This window comes from Paenibacillus sp. 2TAB19, from assembly GCF_052115185.1.
Taxonomy (GTDB): domain Bacteria; phylum Bacillota; class Bacilli; order Paenibacillales; family Paenibacillaceae; genus Pristimantibacillus.
The window spans coordinates 1-21,332 of the sequence record NZ_JBFRGE010000049.1 but is presented as its reverse complement, the minus strand read 5'-3'; the positions used below and the strand labels follow the sequence as shown (position 1 = coordinate 21,332).

The following is a 21,332-nucleotide window of genomic DNA, read 5'->3' as shown; positions in this document are numbered from 1 at the left end:
CGCGGAAATCTATCAAAACCGACACTTTCCGAGTTGATCAACAGCCACTCACATTCTAAATTGGAGGAAAATTGTGTTATATTGTAGAATAATAAAAGAAAAACAAATAGAAGGCGGAACTATGTACCTACAAAACTTAAACTATTTAAAGGAAAATCGTTTGGATCTATACTATAAATTAATTACTTTAGAGCAATTAGCATCGTTAGACAAGTTGGATATTCAGAGAGAATATCATTTATATAATAATTTAGCAGTGAAGCTAGACAAACAATCGATCTATTTGCATAACCAACACGATCCGTGGCAGGAAGCTGCTCAAATCCTTCAAAACGCAGACGATCAATTGTCTCAGACGGAGCATCACGTCCTTTTCTTCGGAGTCGGGCTCGGCTACCTTATTCGCAAATTCAGCAAGGCTTACCCCCAGGTGCCTTATTCTATTTACGAGCCGTCGGCAAAAGCATTGCATGCATTTCTATCGGAGGTTTCGCTCGAAGAGCTCGATGTGACTATGTTGCGAAATCTTTTTATCGGCTTCGATCAAACACAAACGTATCAAGATCTGAAATCATTCGTTTATCAGGTATCCGTCAGTTTTACCATCTTGACTTTGCCCGCTTATCGGAGAGCCTTCCAACCGTTGCATGCTCATGTATTAAAGACTATGGAGAATATTGTCGATAATAAGAAACAGATCATGCAAATCAACAATCATTTCGAGAAAAAGTGGGTAAAAAACAGCCTGAGCAATTTCCAATATACGATTCAGTCTCGAAGTATATTCGATTATCAGAATCATTTTCGGGACAAGCCCGTGCTGTTGGTCGCCGCAGGCCCATCACTTCAAGACGAAATGGAGAACATCAGAAATATCAAAGAGAACGGCTCCGCCTACATATTTACAGTGGGTTCGGCTATCAATACGTTCGTTGAATACGGCTTTGTTCCCGATGCCGCGTTTGCCTATGATCCAAACGAAACTACTCAAAGGGTATTTCACCGGGCCAATCGCGAAAATAATGATGCCTTCCCCTTGGTGTTTGGCACAACAGTCGACCAAAACACGTTACAACAGTTCCCGTGGTTAAAAATATACGTACCGATTAGTCAGGATCCGGTTTCGTCCTATTATTTCGACAAGGAGCATACTTCCATCATTGTTCAGGATGCCTCATCCATTGCCATTATTACGCTGCAGGTTCTACAGGCATTAAAATGCTCTACGATTATTTTGGTTGGGCAAAACTTCGCATATCGAGACAATAGCTACTATTCGAAAGGGGTTCCMTATGCTCCTCAAGAAGGGGATGCCGACCTCCCGGTCATCAGCGTAACGGGGCAGAAGGTTAGAACGACGAAGGMTTTGAATTTGATGCGCAAGGAGATGGAGCATTATATACGAAAAAATCCGGCGATCCCCGTCATCAACGCGACTGCGGATGGCGCAGCTATTGAGGGAACAATCTTCAAGCCATTAGCGGAAATCATGAATACGCGAATTGAACCAGGAAGCGTAATGAAGGAATGGTTCATGCAGCCGGACGATAATGAATTGAACGCCGCCTTTTTACTATCCAGAAAGGAGAAAATGATACAACAATACGATGAGCTGCAACGCCTCTTTGGAGGAATCCAACAAACGATGATGGCGTTGAAGACAAATCAACAACCTAACGTATTTCAGCGATTCGACGGCCAGTTTAAGGAGTTGCAGCAGAATCTGTTCTTCCGCTACTTTTTACAACCGATGAATCGGGTTCAATACGAAATGTTATACAGCAAAATGGTAACCGTCAAAATAGAGACCGACTTATCCATTAAGGCAGAGATTGTTCTGTCCCTTTTCGGCRAATTTTTATATCAGTGCTATGAAGACTATATATCGATAGCTCCTGACTTTAAGGAGTTCAACCAAATAATAGAACGATACTTATTGTCGAAAGGATTGACTGCAAATGAAGCAAAAAAAGAGTAGTAAAAATAATAGTATAAAAATATTGACGATTGCAACCGCGTCTACGCAAATGATAAATATATTCGCACCTTATGTAGCGCATGCCGCAGCGACGCCCTTGGCGTATGATTCTGCCATCCAATCTAGCAAGACCAGTTTGCCCGTAAACTTCCTATCCCTTGATGAAACGGCCGATACGGTCGCCCCATTAATAGTCTCCGTCTCGCCCGATGACGATGCGGAAGCACCGCTTTCGGGTAGCTTAAGCCTCACCTTCGACGAGGATGTCAACTTCTATTACGGAGATATTCGCTTGTACAAGCAGGGCGATGCTTCGCCGGTTCTCGACATTATCCTTTCTGGCGGCACCGCCATCCATGACGAGAATGTTCTAGTCGAGCTATCCGGTTCAACGCTTACCCTTACTCCATATTTTCAACTGGAGGAGAACACGACGTACTACGTACAGATCGCGTCTGGCGCGCTAGTGGATCACTCCGGAAATCCATTCAGCGGTATTTTGGATACGACGACTTGGGACTTTACGACGGTTAACCTACCACCGTTTCTTTACGACTATAACCCTTCCTCTACTACGGTGGGAGAAGATACCAATCTATTCCTAGCTTTTCATGAACCCGTTCGTCTGGGTACAGGCGATATCCACATTCGACGATTAGCCGATCATTCCATCGCCCAAACCTTCGCGATTGCCGATGGCGAGATGCAAGGAGCCGAAGCCCAGTTTAGCGGAAATAACGTGATGCTGGATCCCAACGTGGATCTGTCCGGCGCTACGGCCTACTATGTCGAAATTCCTAGCGGAGCGTTCGAGGATCTTGACGGTCTATCGTTCTCGGGACTAATCGATGCGGAGTGGCGTTTCAATACTTACGATCTTGTCCCGCCGCAGCTCGTCTCCGTCTCACCCAATGACGATGAGGAGGCTCCGCTTTGGGGCAGCTTGACGCTCACGTTTAACGAAGATGTCATGTTCGGTTACGGAGACATTCACTTGTACAAACAAGGCGTTGCTTCGCCCGTTCTGGATATCTATCTTTCTGGCGGCAGCATCTTCTCCGATAGCGACGCCCAAGTGGAGCTATCCGGATCAACGGTTACCCTATCTCCCAACTTTGAACTGGAAGAGAACACATCGTATTACGTACAAATTACGTCTGGAGCGATCGTGGATCTGTCGGGAAATGCTTTCAGCGGTATTTTAGATACGACCACTTGGGATTTTACGACGGTTAACTTACCGCCGTTTCTTAACGACTTTACGCCTTCCTCGACTACGGTGGGGGAAGATACCAATCTTTTCCTAACTTTTCATGAACCTGTTCGTCTAGGTACAGGCAACATTCATATTCGCCGTCTAGCCGATCAATCTATCGCGCAAACCTTTGCGATTGCCGACGGCGAGATCCAAGGTGCGGATATTGAATTTAGCGGAAATAACGTGATGCTGGATCCCAACGTGGATCTATCCGGCGCAACGGCCTACTATGTTGAAGTTTCTAGCGGATCGTTCGAGGATTATAGCGGCCTGCCGTTTTCCGGACTAGTCGGCGCGGAGTGGCACTTCAATACCTATGATCTAGTTCCGCCGCAGCTCGTCTCTATCTCGCCCGACGATAATCGGAAGGCTCCGCTTTCGGGCAGCTTGATCCTCACGTTGGACGAAGATGTCATGCTCGGTGACGGGGACATTCGCTTGTACAAACAAGGTGTTGCTTCACCCGTTCTAGACATCTACCTTTCAGGCGGCAGCGTCTTTGCTGATGGCAAAGCCCAAGTAGAACTATCCGGCTCTAGGGTTATCCTTACTCCATACCTTGCGCTGGAGAAGAACACGTCGTACTACGTACAAATTACGTCCGGCGCGATTGTCGATCTCTCGGGAAATGCGTTCAGCGGTTTTATGGATACGACTACCTGGGACTTTACGACAATTAGTAGCGCGCCATCAAAGCCACCTGAAGATAATCAAACCTTACCTTCCGATAATAGCGGCGGTAATACAGATGAGGATATTACGCCACCAACTTTAGACAATGCTAATGTGAAGATAATCGTACAAGCCTTCAAGCCGTTAGAGGGAAGCTCCGTTAACATTCCCGTAAGCGGTACGCTTTCGAATCATACCCTGGTGTATTATTATGATAGCGTCTATAAAGCTTGGATTGCGGTCCCCACTTCGGTAAATGGAAATCTACTAGGCGCGGAAGTGCCTCCAGGAACCTGGATTTCCGTACTGGAGAATAAAAACGTATATCAACCATCGGATTCCAATGCGAGCTGGGCAAATATTGATATTTTAAAAATGATGAGCCTTAATGTTCTTCAAGGGTTTACCGACAATACGTTCAAACCTAATGTAAGCACTACTCGTTACCAAATGGCCGTTGTCATTGCCAAAGCGCTAAACTTAAGTATTACCGATATTCATTTAAGTACGTCAGAAAATAATGAATGGCTTAAATCCATTCCAGCTTGGGCCCAACCGTATGTCGCGGCGGTGCTTCAATATGGAATTATGGTAGGCAACGGTGGCGATTTCGATGGAGAAGGAGCTCTTACAAGGGCTCAATTGGCCACGATGATAGGGAAGCTAATTAAGGATGCAGACGCTTCTGCCGACAAACATCTGTCTAATTTCACTGATGCTTCGCTAATACCAAGTTGGGCAACAGAAGGCGTGCAACGGGCACTCGACAATGGTATTCTTCAAGGCTATCCCGATGGCAGCTTCAAACCCGAAGGAACGGTAACAAGGGCCGAAATGGCTGCCATTATTTTAAGACTGATGGACTATCTCCAGAGCGAAAAAACGAAAGAGGCTTAATATTGTAGCGGTTAAGGGGTTTTGGATGGAGAACGCCGCCACATCTGGACGAACAGGCCGGCAATTGATATACTTGCCGGAGTAGACAGGCCTATAACGTCCAGAAACAGGGGGCAAGGGATGAGAAGATACAATTTTATAAGACCGCTAATATTGATAGTAACCGCGCTGCTGACGAAAAGTCTGATTACTAACCTTTGCATGTTGTTTGGTTTAGAGCAGGAAATAGCGTCCAACTTAGGATTCATGGCAATGATCGCTGTCGCACTTATCATCTATACCCGCATGATGAAAAAACGCCGCAAATAAAAAAACAGTTTCCAATACAGCAAAAGACCGCCGGTTAAGGCGGTCTTTTTGTTTTACTCCTTCACGGCGCCTAGCATAATACCCGATACGAAATACTTTTGCAGGAACGGATATACGATCAGCATCGGCACCATGGCGATGAATACTTTAGCCGAATTCAGCGTCCGGTTAGACAGCTCCGACAGCTTCTTGTATTGTTCGGGGGTTAGATTGGTGCCAACCGGAATGTTGACGACAAGCTGCTGGATATAGGTTTGGAGCGGATATTTAGCGGAGGTGTTCATGAGCACCAATCCGTTAAAAAACTCGTTCCAATGATATACGCTAAGGAACAACGCCACTGCGGCAAGAACCGGAATGGAGCATGGAATATACACCCGGAACAGGACTGACCAAGGACCGGCGCCGTCGACTACGGCCGCCTCATGCAGCTCCTTCGGCAAATTGCGGAAGAAGTTCATGATCAAGATTACGTCGAATACCGGCACTCCTCCGCCAAGCACCAACGCCCAGATCGTATCGATCAAATGATAGTTTTGAATGGTAAGATACCAAGGGATCAATCCCCCGTTAAACAGCATGCAGAAGACAAGCACCCACATGAACGTATTGCGCATTTTGAAATCCTTCTTGGGCCTTGCCAGCGGATAAGCCATTAATACCGTCATCAGCAAGGCGAATCCCGTACCGAGCACGGTGCGTTGGATGGAAATCCAGAACGCGTTAAAGAACAGACTGTCGCTAATAATCTCCTTATACGACGACAAGGAGAAACCGATAGGAAATATCGTAACCAAGCCCGCATTGGCGGCCGCTTTCTCGGAGATCGATACACAGAAAGTGTACCAAAGCGGGTATATGCAGCTGACGAGAAGAAGACCGAGGACGACGATATTGGCAATTTCAAACGTCCGCGAGCCTACCGTTATATTTCTGACCAATGCAGCTCCCTCCTTCAGAATACCGTGTAATCGGCATAGCGATACGCCAGACGATAGGATATGAATATGAGCACAAAGCTAATGACCGACTTGAACAATCCGGCAGCCGTCGCGAGCGAGTATTGCAGATTTTGCAAGCCCAGCCGGTACACCCATGTATCCAAAATATCCCCTGTTGAATACACAAGCGGGTTATACAGGTTATACACTTGGTCGAAGCCGGCATTCAGCACGTTGCCCAAGCTTAAGACACCCAGCAACACAACCGTAGTCGACAGAGCAGGCAGCGTAACGTGCCGGATCAACTGCCAACGATTGGCCCCGTCAATGGCGGCCGCCTCATACAGATTGAGATTAATGCCCGTTAGCGCCGCAAGATAAATAATGGCGTTAAAGCCGAACTCCTTCCACACGTCGGTGCCGATGACGAGCTGCCGGAATATACCCGCATCCGCCATGAATAGCTTAGGATCGAAGCCGAACATCCCGATAACCGTATTGACGACGCCGTAATAGCCGAAGATCCCGATGACAATCGTTGACATAATAACCCACGACAGAAAGTGCGGCAGGTAAACGACGGTCTGTACCAGCTTTTTGTAGCGCAAGCTGCGAAGCTCGTTCAGCAAAATGGCAAAGACGAGCGGAACAAGCAAATTGAGCGCGATTTTGCCGACAGCGATAATAAACGTATTGATGATGACCGTCTTGCTGTCATTCAGCTGAAACATATACTTGAAGTTTTCGAGTCCCACCCACTCGGATTTGAACATCCCCGCTCCCGGGTTAAAATTCTGAAAAGCCATCACAATTCCGGTCATAGGCACGATACTGAACATCACTAGCCAGACCATGCCCGGCAGCAGCATCAAATAATAATGTTTCTGATGGCCTAATTTCCTCAATGCGTCTAACCTCCCTTCTTCCTATCCGTATAGCAAAGCTTGCGGAGTGCACTTCGAAACCGCAGTGCCTTCCGCAAGCTTCCGCCATTTTATTTCTTCAAGAGCTCCGCCACTTCCGCCGTGATCTCGTCTCCGCCTTGGGACTTCCAGTCCTTCACGAATTTGTCGAAGGAATCGATGGACGCTTGGCCAAGGATGATCTTCATCACGGTTTCGTCCTCCATCTTCTTCAGGTTGGCCCATTTCGTTTCCATCGTAGGCGTCTGGTTGTAGGTGACGCTAAATACCTTCTTGTCGATAGGAATCGTCGTGAACGGACGATCGCCGATCATGATGGAGTACAAACGCTGGAAATCGCCGAAGTTAGCCGTGCTGAAGTTGCTCACATTCAGATCGTCGTACGGAGGCTTAATGACGTCCCTCACCTTTTTCGCATCCGCATACATCAATTTGTACAAGCTGTTCGGCTTATTGTAATCCTCTGGATCGGTCTCGCCTTTCAGCACTTTCAGAAGCTCGACATATTCGTATTCCGTTTCATTAGCTGCAGCCATAACGTTGCGAAGCGGATACCAGCCCACGGCAACGGATAAATCAAAGGTCGCTTCATCGCGCACAAGAGCGTTATTCATGATCATGATCGCTTTGACGACATCCGGTTTGGCGTTTTTGCTAATAATGGTGTAGGTGCTGCCCGTCGTTTTCATATGCGCATTCCACTTGTTATCATCGGAATAGACCGGATAGGCCTGCCAGTTCGCCGTCGGATCGTTCTTGAAGGAGTCCCCGTTGCCGTAGCCGCCATTCCACCATGGACCAAAGAAAATGCCTGTCTGATTGGCATTGATCGGATCCCCTACGTTGTCGCGTGTGCCTACCTCGGGATCGATAAGCCCTTTTTTGTACCAATCAGCCAGCAAAGCCAATGATTTTCTTGTATTGTCTGATATCGTTCCGTACGATACCGATCCGTCGCCATTGTCAAGCCAGTAGCCCGGATACGCATCCATCGCGCCAAAAATCGGATCGAATCCGCCCATATTGTTGGAGGAAACAAGGAACGTGGAATACGGGAAAGTATTTTTGGATGGACCGGCAATACCGATCGTTTTGTCCCCGCCAAGCTTATTATCGATAAAAGCTTTCGCCGCCTTTTCAACATCCGACACCGTCTTCGGCACGGGCAGCTGCAGCTTATCGAGCCAATCCTTGCGAATCCACAAGACGTGAACGCCGTCGGTATCCACCGTAATGTTCGGGAGCGCAACCATCTTGCCCTTGTAGCTGGCATTTTCCAATGCACGGCCTTCGGTGCTCGCCATAATGTCCTTCACCTGAGAGGACTGATATTGCTGGAATATATCGGTGATGTCATAGAGCAATCCCGAGCTGGCCGCTTTGGTCATGAACGAGCGGTCGTCGACAACCATGCCGTCCGGCAGCTTGCCCGAAGCGATCGTTAAGCTGACCTTCTGCTTGAAATCGTTGCCGGTGGCCGCGGTCCAATCCACGATGACGTTGATGTTGTACTTCTCCTTGAGGTAGCGCGTGTATTGGTTATTGCTTACGCTGTCGCCTTCCGGCAGCGTTTTGTCTGTTGGATCTACCACCATGCCGATGTGAACGTCAACAGGCTTGTCAAATTTGGAGAAGGCCAAATCGTCTCCCGAAAGCTGGGAGCTCGAGTCTGGTTGTGAAGACGCTTTCAAATTATTCGATGAATCATTGGAAGAAGTACATGCTGTCAAGGTTAGGCCAAGCAATACGACGGAAAGCAGCATTGCCATATTCTTTTTCATCTAATCCCTCCCTAAGAGAATGGCGAAGCAATTCTTGTTTTGTAAGCGGTTGCTTCGTTTCTTGCCTTCTCATTGTACATTGGAAGCGGAGAAAAAAAGTCGGACGGTTGTGCCGTGTTTTGCGACGAATAAGGGGCCGAGGTAGATGTTTGTTCGATAAGATGAAATCATTCTTCCCCCCTGTGGAACTGAGCACGAAATTCGGAGGGCAAGAGGCGAGTCTGTTCATAGAAGAGGTGGGAAAAATACTTGGAGTCGTTGTAGCCTACAGCATGAGCAACCCACGCGATCGACTGATTCGTTTCGCATAACAGACGCTCGGCCGCTCTTATCCGCTCTTGTCTTAAGTAATCATTGAACGTCGTGCCCGTCAGCTTCTTAAAGCATTGGCTAAAATAGCTTCGGCTCATGTGCACATGATCGGCGACGTCCTCGGCATGCAGCGTATTCGAAGCCTGCTCGCGAATGAACAGCACAGCCCTCAGAATGCTGGTCGTCGTATTGGTGAAATCGGAGGATGCCGCAACGTGCGCATACACGCGTTTCCTGTAATCGCGCAGCCATTCAACCGCCGACCGGACGTCATTGGCATCTGACCGGAGCTCGGCATCCATTGCGATAACGGTCTCCATTTGTGACAACACACGCATGAACAGACCTTCCAGACGGCGAAAAGAAACCTTGGCTTCTACGGTCCTTTTGCATAAGCGCTGGAAGACCGATTCATTATAAAGCCAATAGTGCGACCGCCACTCCTGCTCCAGCCCTCTCCATTCTTCTTCCTCCTGTAGGCAGACGTCTTGCTCGGAAGCAGCCACAGGCGCGGATACCGCGGGAGGCTTGGCTGAGTGATGAGGCTTTTCTCCTGTCATTTGCTGCTGGATTCGGTTCAATATTTGCTCGTCGTCCTCCGATTCCAGACGCACCTTCGATATATAATCGAGCACCCCCATGCGATAAGCCGTTTGCACATTCTCGAACTCTTCATGAAAAGATAAAATAACGGAGCGCAGCCCAGGAAATCTTTGCCGCGTGACTTGAAGCAGCTCCATTCCCGACATGACGGGCATCGAAAGATCGACGAACATGAGATCCACCTCATGCCTTTCCATAAATTCGAGCGCCTTCGCGCCGTTCGCCGCTTCGCCGACTACAATCATATCGTGATTGGTCCAAGGCATAATCGAAATGAAGCCTTTGCGGGCAAGCTTGTCATCGTCAACGATTAATACACGAATCAAATCGCTCTCTCCTTTCTATACTGCTGAATGGGAAGGGTTAACGTAACGGTTGTGCCGTGATTCGGAGTGCTTTCTATACCCATACGAGCTTTATAGCCATAAAAGGATTCAAGCATCGATCGGACATAACGAAGTCCAATCCCCCAGCCTGTCTGCTGCTGATCCGGCGTATCGCGCTGCAATAAGGCAAGCGTCTCCTGACTTAGCCCTTTGCCGTCATCGCGAATCATAATGCGCACCATCTGCGCGGTTTCGTCAGGCGAAATACAGATTTCCAGCTTGCCGTGATCGTCAAGGCCATGACAAACGGCATTTTCCACGATGGGCTGCAGGATAAACCTTGCGACAGGACTATCGAGATAGGTCCCTTCCGCAATATCCAGCTTCACCTCGAAATCATGCCGCATCTGCTGCAGTTCCAGATACGTTCGCATGACGTCTATTTCCGTCCTGAAAGTAGCCGTACCCTCCGACTTGCCCAAGTTATAGCTCAACAAAAAAATCAACGAGGAAACAAACTTCTCAATCTCCGACTGCTTATGCATAACCGCCAGCCAACGCACCGAATTGAGCGTATTCATCAGAAAATGCGGGTTGATTTGATAGGCTAGCTTCTCGATCTCCAGCTGATGACGGCGCTTTTCCTTCTGCTCCACATCCATAATCAGCTGCTGAATTTGCCGCTTCATAATATTAAACTGATCGAATATCCGGTCAAATTCATCGATCCCCGTATGGTATGAGCTAGTTCCCATATAGCCCTTACCAAACGTCCTCATTTCCTTCTCTATCAATCGAAATGGCCTGTTAATGAGCCTCCGCAATAATAAAGTGAGCATGAACATCATCAGAAGGGCAACGGCGAGAATCCAATACATATGGTTTTTCCACGTATAGAGCTCATGATTGTAGTAGGAGACGGGAAGCAGCAGCGTGATGCCGTAGCCGTAATCGCCTGTCATCCGATTCCATACATAATCGCCCGTCACACCCGATTGCCCGCTGAGCTCGAGAGGCCCGCCGTCCGCAAAAGCAGTTGAATTGCTGCTATAGGTCACCATGTCCGCCGTATCGGTGAAAACAAGCGTATAGGGCATGTACAAGTTTTCCGCAAGCGAGTTCATATCAGTGGTAATATCCGACTTGGCTTCCACATAAACGACTAGCTGCGTTCCGTCTGAAAAGGTAACCTCCCGTGTCACCGACACAACCAGATCATCGCTGAATCGGCATAAAGATTTATGCGGAGACTGGTATTTCAGCTCCCCGATACCGGCGACACTAGGCAAGGATTCCAGCGTGAAGTCACCGCGCAGCGGCAAATTGGATTGATAAGCTTTCCCGCTTGCGGGGTTAAAATACATCACCAGCTGCATAGCCGGATTCGAAAACGTAATTAATCCAATATTATAGGAAATATCGCGTGAGAGAAGACGCTGACTATATGGGTCGGCGGTAGAGATATACGTTTCCATCAGGTGACCCACCGTGCCTTCCGGCGTCATCTGCTGCGTAACCTGAAGCAGGTTATTGTACATCTGATTCAACTTTGATGTTTGCTGGTACAGATCAAAAGCCATTGAGGTCTTTATTTTATCGCGCTGCATCGTGTAGATCGCATTGTAGGAAACGGACGCCATTAAGACGGCGCATCCCACAAAGCCAACAGTCAGAAACACCATAATTCGTTTGCGAAGAGAGGAGAATTGAAACCGGTTGCGAAGCATATTCAAGAAGCTTGTCTTCCTACGTTCCGTTCGATTAGACTTTACCTGGCGATTGCCGAGCACCTCCACCACCTCACAACGAGTATGGAGCAATATTCGCCGCTTGGCGTGTTTCTCCTTCTTTGGGTGCGGGCAGACTGGGAAATGCTCTTGATCAATAATTGTTCCATTCCATTTACTTGAAACGAAACTTTCCAATCCCGCTTTGCAAAGCGAGCGTCATATTCTGCAGCTCGTTGGAGGCTGCTGCCACCTCCTGGACCATCGCGTTTTGCTCTTGTACGGAAGACGCTATCGTGCTGAGCTTGTCAGCGTTTTCCTCCGCCACATCGGCAACCAGCTGTGCCCCCTCCAGCATCGCCGCCATTTTCACAGACTGGATTTGCATTAAAGCGGCAATTTTATGGATGRCTTCAACCGTACGGTTCACCGATTGCGCAATCAAATGCAAATGGCTGATCGTTTCGGTTGTTTTGGACGATTCGTTATGGATGAGCTGCGCTTGCGTCTCCATTCGGCCGACGGCCACCGTCAGGTCGGTCTGTATCGCTTCAATTAATCCGCCGATATGCTTGACCTCCATCGAGCTATGGTTGGCCAGCTTCCTAATTTCCACCGCCACCACCTGAAACCCTTGACCATGTTCGCCGGCATGGGCCGCTTCTATTGAAGCGTTCAGCGCCAGCAGATGGGTCCGGTCCGAAATGTCCTCCACGACGCGGATAATATCTTGAATTTGCTCCGCATGCTTCTCGAGCTTATTGACGATGCCGAACGTTTCATTGCCTTCTTCGGCAAGTCGCTGCATCGCAGCCGATAACGAATCGATCGCTTCGTTGCTGCTGGCCATCGAGTTCTCCATTCGCACAGCATCCTGCTGAGCCTCCACCGTACATGCCTTCGCGTCGGCGGAAATGCCGGCTATCTCCTCAATGGAAGCATACATCGTTCGAGAAAGATGCGCCTGCGTATCGGTATTGCCCGATATTTCGTCCACCTGTTCCGATATGGCTGTCAGCAGCATAGCCGCTTGCTCCGCCGCCATTCGCAGCTGCTCCACTTCCGTGCCTGTCGCATTCGAATGCGCGTCGATATCGACAACAATACCGCGCAGGCTGGCAATCATCTGGTTGAACGAAATCGCAAGCTGCTTCAGCTCGTCCTTCGATTTCGGAATGTCAACGCCCGCCTTCAAGTCCCCTCCTGCCGCTAATCCCGCTGCCCGGTGCAGGTCGTTAAGCGGCTTCACGAGCCACCTTGCCGTCAGCCATCCGAGCAGCCCTGTCCAAAACACGCCTAATGCGAAGGTTAGCAGCATAAATATCCACGACTCCATGTTCGGAGCCAAATAATCCTTTAACACGAAAATAAAAAAGGCGCTCGTTCCATACGTCGTTATAGCTACTATCGAAATGCCTACCACAATTTTAGTAATCAGGCTTGATTTCATTGGTTCGCCTCCCCGTTGCTGCATAAACTTCCGTCGTTTGCATTATAGCAATCTAACGGTACGGCCAACTGTGACAAACATCACAGGAAGCTTTAAATAAAACGTAAAAGCCGGCATCGCCGGCTTTACTTCGATTCTATCGGCCGTTATTGGGCCGGAGCGTTCATGATCGTTACGATTTCGTCCAGAAGCCGGTCAAGCGTAATCGGATCATCATAGTTGAATTTGCTATTCAACCAGAAGACGCGGTTTTCCTTAACGGCAGGCTCGATGCCCGCTTCATCCCAGTCGTCGAACAGAATAAGATCGGGTTGAAGGCTCATTCGTAGCCGTTGCGTTTGCCGACTGAGTCGGCTCCAATGTCGCGGAAAACTCAACGGAATTCGAAGCTCCACACGCCGAAATAAGCAAGGTAAAAAGCAGCGTTCCCATGATGTCATTAACCAAATATGATAATCATTATCATATTTGCGGTTATAAACGTTTCTTGCAAGATGTTAATGCAAAAAAAGCTGACTACGATTAATTTCCGTTGTCAGCTTTGCCTGTTGTGCAACTATGAGATTCGTAGACTATTTTCAATATACCGTGTTTTTACTCCATCCTGTCTCCTACGCTTTTATGCGAGAAGTAGACGGAATACATCTCGTCCTTCACTTCATATAAAGGGATGAATCGGAATCCGCGATCGATCCTCTTCGTCCGATAATATCCCGGGTTCCACCAAGAGTGATTTCGTTCACGATCCGGCTGGAGCAGCTCTTCCGGCTGAGACGGCTCTCCAACCAAAATTCGCTCCTCATGCGTTAGCCCAGCAAGCACGATCGGGCCATCCATGAAGGCGAACATCCCCGAATTGCCTGGCAGCGGCTCGGTTTTCAATGTCTTAGGAAGCTCAACCTTTACAACGTCACCATCCTTCCATGCTCTTCTCACTTGAACGAAGGAAGAGGGTTCCATAGGGGCGGCATCTAATGGGTTTTCACCGTTAACACGGATGATCGGCGTACCGCTTATCCACCACGGAAGTCGAAGGTTCAGATCAAAGGTTGATGGGCTGTCGAGACTGATCGTTATGTTATAGACGAAATGGTCCGGACGATGAACCGGAATCGGCGGCATATCGACTTTCGTAATGGCTGTCATCCCGCTTACGGACCAGTTGTTTAAAGGGTAAATTCCGTATTGGCCATCCTGCTCGATCCGAATGGTCAGATTGGAATCTGCGCGTCGATGATGAAGCTCGGAAGGAATCCACTGGCAGATGGATATGCCATCCTTTTCCTCCATGAATATTTGCGGTTCGTACGACGCGTTCGCCTGCAGCAAGGTTCCATGACAGCACCAGAAATGCTGTGTCGCGGATCCCCATGTTTTTTGGCTGCCAGGACCTACGCCAAGAAAATAAGAGATCATCCCGGTAGCCCCGTGCTGATGAGACAGGACGCCATTGTAAAATCGACGTTCCCAGTAATCCCCGTAAGAAGCGTCACCTGTCCAGCGCAGCAGTACATGGGCAAGTCTCATCATATTGTAATTGCAGCAATGTTCTTGCCCGACTCCAAGGCGTGCGGCCATATCCATATTGGGCATCCACAACTCCCCATTATCGCCCGCCCCCGTTGCAACGTAACCCCTTTCGGTTACGGCGCAGCGCCAGAACGCCTCCACAACGTTACGGTAACGCTCCTCTCCTGTTACTTCCCATACTCTTGCGGCACCCAATATCTCAGGGATTTGCGTATTGGCATGTTTGTTCGTTAGACAATCCTCTCCTGCAAGAAGAGCATCAAAAAAACGTCTCCGATCATATCGCCTAATAAGTGCCAGATGTTTCTCATCGCTTGTCTTTCCATATAGATCCGCCCATACCTCGAGCATGCCGCCTGTTTCCAGATCAAGCAGCTCATCCATCTGTTCTACAGAGAATTGGCCTGTCCATCGGTAGAACCAGTCTGCTATTCCGGACATGATCTTTAAAGACTGTGCATTGCCGGCTGCCGCGTACATATCGTAAAGGCCCATGAGCAATTTATGGATCGTATAGTGCGGCGCCCAGACGAATTTGCCCGCGGCAATCCGATGCATATACGTTTGCGGAAAAGCAGCCAGCCATTCGCCTCCGTTCGACTCCTGGCATCTCGCAAGCTCATTTACGATATAGTCGGCTTTCCCCTTAATAAGCGGGTCTTGCGTTTGTGCGTAGATTTTAGCCGCGGCCGATAGCCAGTGCCCTATAATATGACCGCGCAGCTCGCAGGTCGGCGACTCCCAGCCCCAGTGCCAATGATCAGGACCGTCCATATTGCTTGTAGTCGCGCTTGTGGTCCCGCCGTTACCGCTGTAGCTCCAAAGCCCGGCCTCCAAATAGAAATTACGGAGCAAATTATCGTTAGTCAAACTCATTAGATAGCTTTTATTTAATTCAAATCTAGATTTGATAGGACCATCACTAAGCTTGATCTTACCTAATGGGAGCTCCTTCAATCGGCTTTCCATACTCATTACCACCTTCATTATATTTGTGTTAGTATTTATTCTAATCATCTATAGATTCTAATGACATGCAGAATAATTTGTTTTCCCTATACTTTTTTTGTGTTTTCACATTAACCATTCAGGAGGCATCATTCATGAAGTCTTCGCTCCATATCACCGCGGAACGGTTTCCGCTCGTAAGGGACATGGGATGGAACGTCACCAGCCACACCTATACCCACCCAGACAGGATATTGGATTATCATGTCTTTCTCTATGTGTCGAAAGGCAGCATGCAATTGATTGAGGATGGCAAGCCCTACATCGTGGGCGAACGCGAATTTATGTTTTTGGAAAAGGGGTTGCATCATTGGGGGCGACCGGAGACCACCGCCGGGACGAGCTGGTATTGGATTCACTTCTACCCTGCTGATGATCGGCATCTCGATTACAAAGATCAGGCTCCGCTACCCGAACCGGATTATTACGCTCCCGAACATTACGAACACCGGATTTATCTCCCMAAGCACGGGCTGGCACCGCCCGGAACAGAGGAACGCTTATCAGCGATTGTTAGAGAATCCGAGCAGCGCGACAGCTATCGTCTGACACGGATCAGCCTCAGCGCCTACCGGTTTCTTCTTGATCTTGCTTCAATGAACGCTATATCCTCCAGTAAACGCGGGACCGCAGCTGAACTGGCAGATCGCGTATTGAACTATTTGTCAGCTCACTTGGAAGAGCCCTTCAACGCCAACGATATTGGAAAGCACTTGAACATGAACTACAGCCACATCTCGTCAACGTTCCGCAAGACGACAGGCCAAAGCATAGTAGAGACGCATACGCGGCTCAAGATGAACAAGGCCGTCGAGCTGCTGCGCACAAGTTCGCGAACGATTACGGAAATTAGTGAACAGCTAGGGTATCAGAACCCGTTCTACTTCACAAGAGTGTTCAAGAAAACATTTGGCGAACCGCCTTCCTCCTTCATCCAACAGTTTTATAAGCCATGACCTGTGCAACAAAATAAGGCATCTTGGACGCTAATCCAAAATGCCTTATTTTTTGATCAACAATATATAAGAACATATTCGTATGCGTAACATTGCTTGTCCTAGAATGAGTCCACACAAGCTCGTTCGCATGCTTTTCCAAATGTTGAATACATATGTAAGTATTCGATGAACAGGAGGAAACAAGCTATGACGCAACATGGGCAATCGTTCATGAGAGGTACGTTAGTGTTATCTGTCGCTGCTTTCATTAACCGTATTCTCGGATTTATCAGCGGCATGTATGTTGCTCGCGTACTGGGCGCGGAGGGAATCGGCCTCTTGATGATGGCGGCTCCTCTCCTCCCGCTCGTCATTACGATTACGGAGCTTGGATTGCCAGTGGCCATCTCAAAGCTGGTCGCAGAGGCCCACGCTCGTGGAGAACGAGGGAAAGTGAGACGTATCCTTCACGTCTCGCTAGCCGTCACCAGCGTCTTAAGCATAGCGCTTACGACCATTTCACTATTAGGATCCGAATGGATCGCATCCATCTTGCTGAGCGATCAACGAGCCTATTATGCGATGCTAGCGATTACGCCGATCGCGCCAATTATCGCCATCTCCGCGGTGTTGAAAGGATACTTCCGCGGCATGCAGCAGATGAAGACCATCGCCGCCTCCGATGTGCTCGAGCATACGGTGCAGATCGCTTGTGTCCTCGCATTGGTACACCTATTGCTGCCTTTCGGCATCGCGTATGCGGCCGCGGGTGCAATGGCTGCATCCGTCGTCAGCGAAGCGATCAGCCTCTTATTTCTAGTGGCAAGCTACAAGCTGTACGGAGAATCGAAGGTGCAGGGCGAGACATGGGCGAGTAACGTGAAGCAAGGAAGAAGCACGCTTGGTGAGCTGCTGCAGATCGGACTGCCGACGACCGGTCACGGCGTTACTCACTCGTTATACAGCACCTTCCAACCGCTTCTCATTACATCCAGCCTGGCGCTGGCCGGCATAGGCACGGCGTTAGCCACGAAGCAATTCGGCCTGCTGGCCGGCTATGTATTTCCACTGCTGTTCATGCCAAGCTTTATCACGCAGTCCTTGTCCACCGCTCTCATTCCTGCGATTGGCGAGGCAGCGGCGAACAAGAACAGTCTGCTTATGCATGAGAGGATGAATCAGGCGCTAAGCTTGGGGCTTCTGATCGGCGCGCCGGCGACCGTCATTCTGTTCGAGTGGGCAACTCCGCTTACGACGCTTGTCTACAACGCACCGGAAGCAGGATTGCTGCTGAAAATATTGGCGCCGATGTTTTTCTTGCATTATTTCGACGCTCCGCTGCATGCCATCCTGCTCGGATTAGGCCGCGCTAAAGCTACACTGTGGAACTACGTGGCAGCAACGATCGTCAAGGCTATCGCGATCTTCGTGTTCGGCAGCCAATTCGGCATTATCGGCATCGCGTACGGCATCGGCATCGGAATTGTCATGCAAACCCTGTTAAACTTTTTTTCGATCTCAGGTTCGATCGGATTATATTTGAGCGTTCGTCCTTATATCAAAGTTGGGATCTGTATGATGCTGATGGCGATATGCGGGCACTGGACCTTTGATTATCTTATCAATCAAGGCTTACCGCTGTTATGGAGCGTCATAGCTTCCATCGTTTGTTCCTTGCTCATCTATTTCGTTACACTCGTATTGACGGGTACTTTGAATTGGAAAAGCAAGCTCCAGAGGTTTTCGATTCCGTGGTAAATAATTTTTGTTGCCTTCTTCACACCTACAGCAGCTCGAACCGCAGTTGAAGCTCAGGAGTCTCCGATTTCTCTTCCAGGTGAGACTCGCAGTATCCTAATTCCAGTACCCCGGCGATACGCTCGTTGCCTAGTACCCCAAAAGTTGCGGCACGGCTCCGGTCATACATCCAGTCATGCAGGGTGAAGCGCACGCCTAAGCCCTGCTCATAGGCCAGCAGACGGAAATTTTGAACCAGGCAGGAGACGGCTGCAAAGTCCTCCTCCTGCTTAAAGCGGTCTGCTTCTTCTCTCATCACGACTAGCAGATATGCCGGAGCCGGTTCCTGTAAGCCCTGCAGGAGCCTCCCATTCGGGTTATCGGCAAAAATAAATCTCCATGGCTCGCGAAGCCCATCGTTCGGCGCCCAAACCGCATAATTAAGCAGCTCCAGCATCAGCTGCCTAGGCACTGGACGATCTAAAAACTTGACCGGACTGCTCATTTCTCCGAATAAATCGGTTAGTTTCATTTTCACACCTCCCCTTTCAATTCACCTGTCCTTGATATACGGTCCACTTCTGCTCGGCTGGCGTTCTTTTGCGACTCCTAGGTGTTTTATCAAAGTAACCCAGATGGAGAATGCCAACGAATCTTTCATCCTCATGCAGGCCGATTCCTTGGAAGAAACCTTCATGCTGAATCATGGACTCCGTATCCCACAGCATGCCTAATCCCCGTTCCCAGCCCAGCAGTTGAAAGCTCTGCATGATCCCGCATACGGCCGAATAATTACGGTCATTGGTCAGACGGTCCGACCCTACAGAGGACATGACAATGACATGGGCGGGGATATCGGTAAATCTCTTTTTGAATACATCCAATAGTTTTCCCGGAATCAGCTTACCCAGCTTACTCTGGGACATCTGTGCAAGCATATAATCGGCCAGCCTTTTGTTTGCTTCGGGAGTTCCGGCATATACTACGCGCCAGGATCCAGTGTCTATGGACGGTTGCAACCGGGCTGCGCTGCTCAGCAATTCAACTACCAGCTCTTGCTCCACCGGCCTGGAATTACATTTGCGGATACTTCTGCGTTCCTTGATCAATTCAGCCAATTTCATACCCTACATCCTCCTTCGGATCATCTGGATTCGATGTCTATACTCGTATCCTGAAGAAATTTATGGATCACCTTCAGTTCCATTTCTGAATATCTGTCCAAGAATCGGTAAAAACGTTCTGCTTCAAGCTCATGAAGACGTTCGTGCAGTTCGAAGATTTTTTTGCCTTGCTGCGACAAACGGAAATAACTTTCCTTCTTGTTGTCATTCATTTGCGTGCGTTTGACGAATCCTTCTTCCAGCAGTTTGCTGCCGATCTTGGTAATACTCGCCTTAGACAAATTCATCGCCTCGGCAATCCCCGTATTGTTAATCGGTTCATGCCGCCCGATGCAATCAATCACATGAACCGCGGTCAAATTTTGGGGGAATTTCTCGATGGCTTCCCTTTGGGCGATACTTTGAAAATGTTCGATTTCCGTAACCTTATAACTCTCATAGACATGTAAAAACCGGATATACTGCTCATATAGCAGCTGTTTGGTTCGCTCTTTTGCATCCATCCCTCAATCGCCCCTTATTAACGAGTAAACACTCAAAATTACTTAAAAGATAACATATAAACAAGATTTTAAACCAATATTGTTTACTAGTTAACAATATATCATGGATGATACTGGTTATCAACTAATGTCACTAGGCATATTTCTTCATCATGTCATTTAGAAACTCTCGAAAATCATCAACATATGCTTTAGGTTCTATGATTTCCAAATCCGATCCAAAACCAGCTAAAAACCGGAATCCAATATCGTTTTGCGGCACATCGATTTTGACGATACAGAATTCGGAATTATAGGCTTCAATCCTTTTTTGACCGTACCTTTCAATAAAGTGATCTCTAATTTGATGGGAGATCAATGCTTTAACTGTAATTAATTTCGGTTGATACTGTTGTTCAGCCTTTTGCTCAGTCATAAAATCTCTAGCAACAAATGTTTGGATATCGATATCAAGATTATCCGTTCTGGACAATTTGAACGTTCGATATTCCATTCGATTTAAACAAAAACCCTTCAAATACCAACTCGTTTCGCTAAAATGAAGCTGGTATGGCTCRACCCTTCTATCCGTCTTGACTCCGCTTCGATCTATATAATCGAAGGTTAGCAACCTTCCTTGCACGATTGCTTCTTGACAAGTCTTTAAGATTTGGACAATTTCAGAACGACCGTCCCAATCATAAAATGACAGGTGAATCGAACCTTTCGAAGGTGCTGAGCCGATCATCGATTCCATTTTTTTAATCGTTAGTTCTACTTCGTCACTAAATAGAATTTGTCCTAGTCCGCCCAGTGCGGTTAATATATTCTCCAAGTCTTTACTGCTTAATAGTCGTTTGTCTAACTTGTATTCATCCATAATCCCGTATCCGCCATTAACTCCGTTTATAGAATAAATAGGTATATTAGACATGCCGAGCGTTTCCATATCACGTAAAATCGTTCTTTTGGACATGTTGAATAATTGAGCGAACTCGGTTGCTGAAACGACATTCTTTTGCAGCAAAATCATGACTATAGATATTAATCTTTCGATTTTATTCATATTGACCCTCCCGCCTGAACTTAGAAAAAAAATAAAAAAAGCTATAAAAAGGTGACAACTAAGCTGTCACCTATTATAGCTTATACTTCATGTATGACAAGAAGGAGGTTTTAACATGTCCGTTATTACGTATTTAAATTTTGATGGGAACACCGAGCAGGTCATAACGTTTTATTCAGAAGCGCTACATGCAAGCAAAGTAAAAAAAGTGAAATTCAAGGATTTCCCGCAAGATCCGAACTACCCTTTACCAGAAAACGAGTTGAATAT

Annotated in this window: 16 protein-coding genes and 1 pseudogene; 5 read left to right on the top strand and 12 right to left on the bottom strand. The window is 48.0% G+C overall.

Features of this window, described 5'->3' with window-relative positions; all coding sequences use genetic code 11:
• The first annotated feature begins 73 nt into the window (after positions 1–73).
• The gene (locus AB4Z33_RS20515; protein WP_442051669.1) at positions 74–1,978 is read left to right on the top strand and encodes a motility associated factor glycosyltransferase family protein; all 1,905 of its coding nucleotides are present in this window, start codon (positions 74–76) and stop codon (positions 1,976–1,978) included.
• Positions 1,979–2,027: 49 nt separating this feature from the next.
• Positions 2,028–4,805, top strand: coding sequence for an Ig-like domain-containing protein (locus AB4Z33_RS20510; RefSeq protein ID WP_442051668.1), 2,778 nt, complete (start codon positions 2,028–2,030; stop codon positions 4,803–4,805).
• A 362-nt stretch (positions 4,806–5,167) separates the two neighbouring features.
• Here AB4Z33_RS20510 and AB4Z33_RS20505 read toward each other — a convergent pair whose 3' ends face one another.
• The 8 genes from AB4Z33_RS20505 to AB4Z33_RS20470 form a co-directional block, all read right to left on the bottom strand.
• Positions 5,168–6,055, bottom strand: a complete 888-nt coding sequence (locus AB4Z33_RS20505; RefSeq protein WP_442051667.1) for a carbohydrate ABC transporter permease — start codon at positions 6,053–6,055, stop codon at positions 5,168–5,170.
• 14 nt (positions 6,056–6,069) lie between these two features.
• The gene (locus AB4Z33_RS20500; RefSeq protein ID WP_442051666.1) at positions 6,070–6,960 is read right to left on the bottom strand and encodes an ABC transporter permease; all 891 of its coding nucleotides are present in this window, start codon (positions 6,958–6,960) and stop codon (positions 6,070–6,072) included.
• An 89-nt stretch (positions 6,961–7,049) separates the two neighbouring features.
• Complete coding sequence (locus AB4Z33_RS20495; protein WP_442051665.1) at positions 7,050–8,759, bottom strand: extracellular solute-binding protein; 1,710 nt, start codon at positions 8,757–8,759, stop codon at positions 7,050–7,052.
• A 167-nt stretch (positions 8,760–8,926) separates the two neighbouring features.
• Complete coding sequence (locus tag AB4Z33_RS20490) at positions 8,927–10,000, bottom strand: helix-turn-helix domain-containing protein (protein WP_442051664.1); 1,074 nt, start codon at positions 9,998–10,000, stop codon at positions 8,927–8,929.
• Positions 9,997–11,727, bottom strand: coding sequence for a sensor histidine kinase (locus tag AB4Z33_RS20485; RefSeq protein ID WP_442051679.1), 1,731 nt, complete (start codon positions 11,725–11,727; stop codon positions 9,997–9,999). Before AB4Z33_RS20485 ends, AB4Z33_RS20490 begins: the two co-directional genes overlap by 4 nt.
• A 175-nt stretch (positions 11,728–11,902) precedes the next feature.
• Positions 11,903–13,177 (bottom strand): methyl-accepting chemotaxis protein, encoded by a 1,275-nt coding sequence (locus AB4Z33_RS20480; RefSeq protein WP_442051663.1) that lies wholly within the window; start codon positions 13,175–13,177, stop codon positions 11,903–11,905.
• A 146-nt stretch (positions 13,178–13,323) separates the two neighbouring features.
• Positions 13,324–13,500, bottom strand: a complete 177-nt coding sequence (locus AB4Z33_RS20475) for a hypothetical protein (protein ID WP_442051662.1) — start codon at positions 13,498–13,500, stop codon at positions 13,324–13,326.
• Positions 13,501–13,771: 271 nt separating this feature from the next.
• Positions 13,772–15,676 (bottom strand): beta-L-arabinofuranosidase domain-containing protein, encoded by a 1,905-nt coding sequence (locus AB4Z33_RS20470; RefSeq protein ID WP_442051661.1) that lies wholly within the window; start codon positions 15,674–15,676, stop codon positions 13,772–13,774.
• Positions 15,677–15,810: 134 nt separating this feature from the next.
• Between AB4Z33_RS20470 and AB4Z33_RS20465 the strand changes: the two genes are divergently transcribed.
• Positions 15,811–16,671, top strand: coding sequence for an AraC family transcriptional regulator (locus tag AB4Z33_RS20465; protein WP_442051660.1), 861 nt, complete (start codon positions 15,811–15,813; stop codon positions 16,669–16,671).
• A 189-nt stretch (positions 16,672–16,860) separates the two neighbouring features.
• A complete protein-coding gene (gene spoVB / locus AB4Z33_RS20460; RefSeq protein ID WP_442051659.1) occupies positions 16,861–18,411 on the top strand; it encodes a stage V sporulation protein B in 1,551 nt (516 codons plus the stop codon).
• A 25-nt stretch (positions 18,412–18,436) separates the two neighbouring features.
• Here the strand turns inward: spoVB and AB4Z33_RS20455 are convergent, their stop codons facing one another.
• The 4 genes from AB4Z33_RS20455 to AB4Z33_RS20440 all read right to left on the bottom strand — a co-directional run bounded on the left by AB4Z33_RS20455 (position 18,437) and on the right by AB4Z33_RS20440 (position 21,062).
• Positions 18,437–18,922: a nitroreductase family protein gene (locus AB4Z33_RS20455; protein ID WP_442051658.1), complete on the bottom strand. Its 486-nt coding sequence runs from the start codon at positions 18,920–18,922 to the stop codon at positions 18,437–18,439.
• A gap of 16 nt (positions 18,923–18,938) precedes the next feature.
• The gene (locus AB4Z33_RS20450; RefSeq protein ID WP_442051657.1) at positions 18,939–19,514 is read right to left on the bottom strand and encodes a nitroreductase family protein; all 576 of its coding nucleotides are present in this window, start codon (positions 19,512–19,514) and stop codon (positions 18,939–18,941) included.
• A gap of 20 nt (positions 19,515–19,534) precedes the next feature.
• Positions 19,535–20,017, bottom strand: coding sequence for a MarR family transcriptional regulator (locus AB4Z33_RS20445; protein WP_442051656.1), 483 nt, complete (start codon positions 20,015–20,017; stop codon positions 19,535–19,537).
• 133 nt (positions 20,018–20,150) lie between these two features.
• Positions 20,151–21,062 carry a helix-turn-helix transcriptional regulator gene (locus tag AB4Z33_RS20440; protein WP_442051655.1) on the bottom strand — a complete coding sequence of 304 codons (912 nt, stop codon included), beginning with the start codon at positions 21,060–21,062 and terminating at the stop codon, positions 20,151–20,153.
• A gap of 115 nt (positions 21,063–21,177) precedes the next feature.
• Here AB4Z33_RS20440 and AB4Z33_RS20435 point away from each other — a divergent pair.
• Positions 21,178–21,332: pseudogene (locus AB4Z33_RS20435) on the top strand (VOC family protein); the annotation flags it as partial.

Excerpts from the sequence above, each read along its gene's own strand:
- AB4Z33_RS20510 (WP_442051668.1), top strand. The coding sequence starts at position 2,028 with ATGATAAATATATTCGCACCTTATGTAGCGCATGCCGCAGCGACGCCC.
- AB4Z33_RS20495 (WP_442051665.1), bottom strand. The coding sequence starts at position 8,759 with ATGAAAAAGAATATGGCAATGCTGCTTTCCGTCGTATTGCTTGGCCTA.
- AB4Z33_RS20485 (WP_442051679.1), bottom strand. The coding sequence starts at position 11,727 with ATGCTTCGCAACCGGTTTCAATTCTCCTCTCTTCGCAAACGAATTATG.
- AB4Z33_RS20475 (WP_442051662.1), bottom strand. The coding sequence starts at position 13,500 with ATGAGCCTTCAACCCGATCTTATTCTGTTCGACGACTGGGATGAAGCG.
- AB4Z33_RS20470 (WP_442051661.1), bottom strand. The coding sequence starts at position 15,676 with ATGGAAAGCCGATTGAAGGAGCTCCCATTAGGTAAGATCAAGCTTAGT.
- spoVB (WP_442051659.1), top strand. The coding sequence starts at position 16,861 with ATGACGCAACATGGGCAATCGTTCATGAGAGGTACGTTAGTGTTATCT.
- AB4Z33_RS20455 (WP_442051658.1), bottom strand. The coding sequence starts at position 18,922 with ATGAAACTAACCGATTTATTCGGAGAAATGAGCAGTCCGGTCAAGTTT.
- AB4Z33_RS20450 (WP_442051657.1), bottom strand. The coding sequence starts at position 19,514 with ATGAAATTGGCTGAATTGATCAAGGAACGCAGAAGTATCCGCAAATGT.
- AB4Z33_RS20445 (WP_442051656.1), bottom strand. The coding sequence starts at position 20,017 with ATGGATGCAAAAGAGCGAACCAAACAGCTGCTATATGAGCAGTATATC.